This window comes from Rhodococcus gordoniae (assembly GCF_001646655.1).
Classification (GTDB): Bacteria; Actinomycetota; Actinomycetes; order Mycobacteriales; family Mycobacteriaceae; genus Rhodococcus; species Rhodococcus gordoniae.
This window is the reverse complement of sequence record NZ_LPZN01000011.1, coordinates 159,001-165,495: the sequence shown is the minus strand read 5'-3', so window position 1 is coordinate 165,495 and position 6,495 is coordinate 159,001. Positions and strand designations below refer to the sequence as shown.

Genomic DNA, 6,495 nt, shown 5'->3' with positions numbered 1-6,495 from the left:
TAGCACCGCCGAGCGCAGTCCCAGCCCGTCCCGCGCCCGCGCCACCTCCGCGGCCTGTTGTGCCGACTCCACCGCGTCGACGTCGCAACCGCTGTCGCGCACGTAGAAACCGGGGAAGCGCGGGGTTCGGTAGCCGACCACGATCACCCCGAGCGTCTCGAGCCGTTCGAGTGTCGCGGGGATGTCGAGGACGGACTTGACGCCGCCACTCACCACGAGAATCGGAAGTGTCGCCAGCGCAACGAGATCCGCGCTCTCGTCGAATGTCGACGAAGCTCCTCGGTGAACGCCGCCGAGGCCGCCCGTGGCGAAGACGGCGATCCCGGCACGATGCGCGAGCAGCGCCGTCGCCGACACCGTCGTCCCGCCGTGCCACCCCTTGGCCGCTGCGACCGGCAGGTCGCGGAGGCCGAGCTTGACGACCGGGAAATCGTCCGCGCCGAGCATACGGATCTGCTGCTCCGACAGACCGACCGTCGGCGTACCGTCGACGACCCCGATGGTCGCGGGCACCACCCCGGAGTCGCGCAGACGCTGTTCGGCGTCGAGCGCGACCTCGACGTTGCGTGGACGCGTGAGACCGTGCGTGAAGATCGTCGATTCGAGCGCCACGACGGGCCGACGGGCCGCGATCGCCTCGCGCACGAAGTCCGCGACGCGGATCGATTCGCTCATACGACCGACGATAACGCGGCCTATCGAAGCGCCGCGGCCGTGCGCCGGCCCATCTTCGCGAGAATGCGGGTCGTGCGGTCGGCATCGTCGGGAGCGTCCACCGCCGGCGCGCAGACACCGTCCATGTAGAGCGCGTCGCCGAAACTGTCGGCGCCCGCCTCCATCCGATCGAGTTCGGCGTCGGAGAAGACCACATCGGCCCCCGCGCTGCGCGCGATGTCCCAGCGGTGCACGAGCATGTCCCAGATGTAGAACTGTTCGAAGGTCGCGCCCACCGTCGTCGGCCCGAAGTACCCGTCGTAGGTCGTCGAGACGAGTGCGTCGTCGGCGAGGATCTCGGCGATACGCGCCGTGTGTACCTGCCAGGCCTCGGCGGGACGGCCGGTGTCGGGCCGCTCCCCCGTCTCGACACCGCGACCGTCGAAGAACTCCCGCTGCGTGTCGATGATGTGGGCCAGGACGTCGCGCGCCGTCCACCCCTCACACGGCGACGGGGCGTCCCACTCGGCGTCGCGCAGGGACGAGATCACGTCGGTGAGCGGCTTGTCGGCCTCTGCGTGTCGCAGTGCTGTTGTATTCATGACTCGATACTGACGACCACCGAGGGCGAGGTATTGATGAAACCCGACGGCGGCGACCCGGCGGCGCGGCGTCTCGGCGGTCGCGACGACATCGAACGCGCCCACCTGAAGGATCCGCACGACGCCTCGCACACCATCGATCGCTATCCCGCCGGGCCCGACCTCACGGACCTGGTGCAGCGGTACTGGATTCCGGTCTGGTCGGTGCCGCCCGGCCGGGAGGCACCCCAGCGGGTGCTGCGGTATCCGGTCTGCCAGATGGTGGTCGGGCACGATTACGCGCGCTTCTACGGTGTCGAGCACGGACTGTCGACCGTCACACTCACCGGCGAGGGCTGGGCGGTCGGGTGCATGCTCAGCCCTGCGGCCGGCGCCCTGCTCACCGGCACCTCGCTCGCGGCGTTCACCGACCGGGCCGTCGACCTCACCGACGTCCTCGGCGACCCCGGCACGCGCCTGACCACACGGGTACGCGAGGCGATGGCATCCGACCCCCGTTCACCGGAGTCGCATCGCTCCGCGACGGAGGCGTTCGACGAGGTGCTTCGCGCCCACCTCCCGATCGACGAGGAAGGACGACTCGTCAATCGGCTGGTGGCGTTCGTGGAGGAGAACCCCGACGTCCTGCGCGTCGAGCAGATCCGGGCGGAGTTCGATCTCGGTGAGCGGGCCCTGCAACGCCTCGTCCAGCGGCGGATCGGCCTGACCCCGAAGTGGCTCATCCAGCGACGGCGACTGCAGGAGGCCGCCGGCCGCCTGCGCGAGAGGCCCGGCTCGTTGTCGGAGGTCGCCGCCGTCCTCGGTTATGCCGACCAACCCCACTTCGTGCGAGATTTCGCGAAGGTCGTGGGCATGACCCCCGGTGCGTTCGCTGCTCGCTACGGCGATACACGACCGCCTTCTTCGGATGGGTCCCGTGAGCCCGGCGCGCGTACCACATAGTGGAACCTCCCGAACCCACGACGCTTCGCGATCAGGTAAATGTAACGAAGCACACAGGGAGGACGACCTACCTGTCGAAGCACGACGAAGAACGAAGGGGTTCATCGTGGGACACGACCGCCTACTTTTCATCGGACGTCCGGACGCGGACGAGGTCGCGCACTGGAGCACTCTGCGCGAGCTCGCACCCCAGCGAGGATGGAAGCCCACTCGGACATTCGAGCCCGGCGAAGTCGCCTGGGCCGTCGCCGCCGGCAGCGCCTTCGAGCAGTCCGGCCCGACCGCCGAGGTGATCCACTCGCTGCAGGAAGCCCACATTCCCTGCACCAGCGCACTCGACGCGATCCGCCACGCGTACTCGGCCTCACGCCTGTCGCTCTGATTCGCATGCGGGTGGCCGTGCCTCGACGTCGCGGTGCGGCCACCCGCTGTGCGTTCCGACCTACGGCTGGCCGAAGGGACTGACGTCGAGCCAGGTCGCCAGGAACTCGGTGTCGCCGAAGACCTTCACGTCGGCCGCGTCCACCGCGCGCCGCCGGTAGAGCACCAGCAGTAGCTCCGTCAGCGGTCCGCGTACCGCGACGGCACTCTTCTCGTGGGCGTGCCGCCACACGAACTCTTCTCCGGTCAGATCCACGACCCACTCCGCCGACGTGTCCGTCGCATGGAAGTGCAGTGTCCGGTCCGGACCGTGCAGCGCACGGTGCCGTTCCGCATCGTGTCGCGGCCAGGTGACCACGGCCAGGTCGAGCCACTCGTCCACGCTGTCGACCGCGAGGTCGTGTGCCACCGTGAATTCCACACCCAGCGCAAGCGCAGCGTCGGCGCGGTGCACGACCGTCTCGTGGGTGAACCGCCGGGCGAAGAACTCCGGGGTTTTCTTGCCACCCGGGATCGGTGTCCACACCCGCATGTTCGGGCCGATCTCCCGCAGCGCGGTCCCGAGCTCGTGCGCCCCTTCCCGCAACCACGGGATCACCTCGTCCGGATCCTCGTCGACGTAATCCGCCAACTCCCGCATCGCGCGGTCGGTGCGGGGCATCGTCCCGTTCCCCCGGACCGCCTCGGCCGCCCACCGGTGCCCGTAGCCGATGTGTCGGGCGAGCTGACCGAGGTTCCATCCCGGGCACGACGGCACCGGTGTGGTCATGTCCTGCCCGGTCAGTGAGTCCACCAGCAGTTCCGTCTGTTCGACGATCTCTCCGCAGTAACGCGCGTAGTCCAGCATGCCTACCCTTCGCACTCGGCCCGATACCCGCCCCGATTCTGCACGGTCGGTGTCCTGTCACGATTTCGGTGTTTCCGACGTCGCCGAGCGCGGTCGGAAACACCGAAGTTCGCGATCGGTCTCGAAAGCGTCGTCTTCCAGTGTCACGTACTGCCGTCGGATTTCGACGAGATTCTCGCGGGGCGACCGTAAGCTGAACGGATGTACTCGTACAAGGTGATCGAGATTCGCGAAGGCATGCTCGGTGGGAAGATGTCCGGCGGCAAGCTCGAGAAGATCCTCAACGATCATGCCCGAGACGGGTGGCGCCTGAAGGCGATCACCTCCGCCGACATCAAGGGACGGATCGGCCCCGGTGGCGTCGAGGGAATGCTCGTGACGTTCGAACGCGAAGAGTAGAAGCGATGTCGCGCCGAATGCCGGTACCTGTCGGTAGCGGCAGTGGATTCTTCCCGCCCCTCCCGGCGACCTGAGCCGAAGGACGGACAGGTGTCGTCGCAGCCGGAGATCCGCTCGGGTTCATCACTGGTGCTCGCAGTACTGGCGTCGGGCCAGTTCCTGATGACGCTCGACAGCTCGGTGATGAACGTGTCGATGGCGACCGTCGCACAGGACGTCGGCACCACGATCACCGGCATCCAGACCGCGATCACCCTCTACACCCTGGTGATGGCGTCCCTCATGATCACCGGGGGCAAGGTCGGCACGATCCTCGGTCGACGCCGCGCGTTCGGTATCGGACTGGTGATCTACGGCATCGGCTCGTTCACCACCGGACTCGCCCCGAACCTCGCGGTCCTGCTGGTGGGGTGGTCGTTGCTCGAAGGTATCGGCGCGGCTCTGATCATGCCGGCGATCGTCTCGCTCGTCGCGGCCAACTTCGCTCCCGAGCGGCGTTCCGCAGCGTACGGTCTGGTCGCGGCGGCCGGTGCATCGGCCGTGGCCGTGGGTCCGTTGCTGGGCGGGGCCGTCACGACGTTCGCGTCGTGGCGTTACGTCTTCTTCGGCGAGGTCGTCCTGGTGGTGCTGATCCTGCTGGTGCTGCGCCGTATCGAGGACGTTCCCCCTCACCGCGTCCACCTCGACCTCGTGGGATCCGCACTGTCCGTACTCGGTCTGGGATCCGTCGTCTACGGCGTCCTGCGTTCGAGCGAATGGGGCTGGGTGCGGGCCGAGCCGGGCGCACCCGCCGTACTGGGTCTGTCCCCGGTCATCTGGCTTCTCGTCGCGGGCTCGCTGGTGCTCTATGCATTCATGCGGTGGCAGAGCGCTCTCGTCAGCAGGGGCCGCGACCCGCTGGTCGATCCGGGGCTGTTCGCCAACCGCCAGCTCGTCGGCGGTCTGACGATGTTCTTCGCGCAGTTCGCGGTGCAGGCCGGAGTCTTCTTCTCCGTCCCTCTCTTCCTGTCGGTCGTACTCGAACTCAGCGCGGTCGAGACCGGTGTCCGAATCCTGCCGTTGTCGGTCGCTCTGGTGCTGGCCGCAACGGTGATCCCGAAAGTGCGACCCCACGCCGACCCCCGGCGTGTGGTGCGCATGGGTCTGGGTTCGATGATCCTGGGGATCCTGATCCTCGTTGCCGGTATGGACCCGGGCGCCGATGCGGCCGTGGTGTCGATACCCATGTTGTTGATGGGTCTCGGTCTGGGGGCGCTGGCTTCCCAGCTCGGCGCGGTCACGGTTTCGTCGGTACCGGATTCCCAGAGCGCCGAAGTCGGCGGTGTGCAGAACACCGCAACCAATCTCGGGGCGTCGCTGGGCACCGCGCTGATCGGGTCGATCCTCATCGCGACCCTCACCACGTCGGTCGTCGCCGGAATCGAGAACAACCCCGACGTCCCGCCTTCGGTACAGCAGCAGGCGACCACCGAGCTGGCCGGCGGGGTGCCGTTCCTGTCCACGACCCAGTTACGGACTGCGCTCGACGAGGCGAATGTCGACCCCTCCACAACGGAAGCGCTCGTCGCGGTCAACGCCGATGCGCGACTCGAAGCACTGCGCGCCGCGTTCGCCGTGACAGCGCTCCTCGCGATCGCGGCGCTGTTCGGAACCGGACGGCTGCCGCGACGATCGGTCGGAACACCACCGCCCTAGAAATTCGCGGGGAATCGGTGCCCGGCGAACAGGACGCGAGCAGTCCCGCACCGAGTGTGACCACGTCCACAACGTGATCGGGCTCTCGTCCGGCGACAGCCGCGGCGAGACGGGCTGCGGCGTCGAGGGGGCGGGATGCGGGCTGCGGGTTGCCCGCGACGCCAACGATCGTCACGGGAGATCGCCTTCCGGATCGGCCCTCCGTGCGGAGAGCGACATACACCGCCGTCCTTCTCGCCGGCCGAACAGACCGGAGCCGTTTCGATCCGTACGAGCGGAAACCTCGACGACCCCTCGGTAGGGTCGGGTGGATGAGTGTCGCGGATTCACAGTCAGCCCCCACCGACGGTCTCGCAGGATGGGCACTCGAGTTGATGGACCGCCTCGGCGGTGTCGGTGCCGGCATCGCGATCGCTCTCGAGAACTTCTTTCCGCCGCTCCCCAGCGAGGTCATCCTGCCGCTCGCCGGGTTCGCCGCGAGCCTGGGCAGTTTCACCCTGTTCGGTGCGCTGTTCTGGACGACCCTCGGTTCCGTGCTCGGCGCTCTCGGTCTCTATTCGATCGGCCGTTGGGTGGGTGAGGACAGGATTCGCGCGGTCGTGCGGAAGCTTCCACTCGTCGATGTCGAGGACCTCGACCGTTCGACCGCCTGGTTCCAGCGGCACGGACGCAAGGCCGTCTTCTTCGGCCGGATGGTGCCCGTCTTCCGGAGCCTCATCTCCATCCCCGCCGGTGTCACGCGGATGCCGATCCGGCAGTTCCTCGCGTTCACCACCGCGGGCAGCCTCATCTGGAACTCGATCTTCGTGCTGGCCGGTTATCAGCTCGGCGAGAACTGGAGCGCCGTCGAACCGTACGCCTCGGCACTGCAGTACGTCGTGATCGCCGTCGTCGTCGCGGTGCTCGGCTACGGGATCGTCCGGCGCATCCGCTCGCGTTCGAAGGACACCGCTTCGGACAACCGCAGCTGACGGG

The 6,495-nt window shown here is 67.9% G+C and carries 8 protein-coding genes; 5 read left to right on the top strand and 3 right to left on the bottom strand.

What is annotated here, in order from left to right; genetic code table 11:
* Both A8G18_RS06640 and A8G18_RS06635 read right to left on the bottom strand, forming a co-directional pair.
* A partial coding sequence (locus A8G18_RS06640) for a pseudouridine-5'-phosphate glycosidase (protein WP_064063238.1) occupies positions 1 to 675 on the bottom strand: 675 nt, incomplete at its 3' end.
* A gap of 20 nt (positions 676 to 695) precedes the next feature.
* Positions 696 to 1,256: a TIGR03086 family metal-binding protein gene (locus tag A8G18_RS06635; RefSeq protein ID WP_064063250.1), complete on the bottom strand. Its 561-nt coding sequence runs from the start codon at positions 1,254 to 1,256 to the stop codon at positions 696 to 698.
* Between the two features lie 36 nt (positions 1,257 to 1,292).
* Between A8G18_RS06635 and A8G18_RS06630 the strand changes: the two genes are divergently transcribed.
* Positions 1,293 to 2,198, top strand: a complete 906-nt coding sequence (locus A8G18_RS06630) for a helix-turn-helix domain-containing protein (RefSeq protein ID WP_064063237.1) — start codon at positions 1,293 to 1,295, stop codon at positions 2,196 to 2,198.
* Positions 2,199 to 2,304: 106 nt separating this feature from the next.
* Positions 2,305 to 2,580 (top strand): hypothetical protein, encoded by a 276-nt coding sequence (locus A8G18_RS06625; RefSeq protein WP_016933472.1) that lies wholly within the window; start codon positions 2,305 to 2,307, stop codon positions 2,578 to 2,580.
* A 60-nt stretch (positions 2,581 to 2,640) separates the two neighbouring features.
* Here the strand turns inward: A8G18_RS06625 and A8G18_RS06620 are convergent, their stop codons facing one another.
* Positions 2,641 to 3,426, bottom strand: coding sequence for a maleylpyruvate isomerase family mycothiol-dependent enzyme (locus A8G18_RS06620; protein ID WP_064063236.1), 786 nt, complete (start codon positions 3,424 to 3,426; stop codon positions 2,641 to 2,643).
* 201 nt (positions 3,427 to 3,627) lie between these two features.
* Here A8G18_RS06620 and A8G18_RS06615 point away from each other — a divergent pair, with 201 nt between their 5' ends.
* From A8G18_RS06615 to A8G18_RS06605, 3 genes are all read left to right on the top strand, one after another.
* On the top strand, positions 3,628 to 3,825 hold the full coding sequence (locus A8G18_RS06615) for a DUF4177 domain-containing protein (protein ID WP_006552868.1): 198 nt from the start codon (positions 3,628 to 3,630) through the stop codon (positions 3,823 to 3,825).
* A gap of 90 nt (positions 3,826 to 3,915) precedes the next feature.
* Positions 3,916 to 5,520: an MFS transporter gene (locus A8G18_RS06610; RefSeq protein WP_064063235.1), complete on the top strand. Its 1,605-nt coding sequence runs from the start codon at positions 3,916 to 3,918 to the stop codon at positions 5,518 to 5,520.
* Between the two features lie 311 nt (positions 5,521 to 5,831).
* Complete coding sequence (locus tag A8G18_RS06605) at positions 5,832 to 6,491, top strand: DedA family protein (RefSeq protein WP_064063234.1); 660 nt, start codon at positions 5,832 to 5,834, stop codon at positions 6,489 to 6,491.
* Positions 6,492 to 6,495 lie beyond the last annotated feature (4 nt).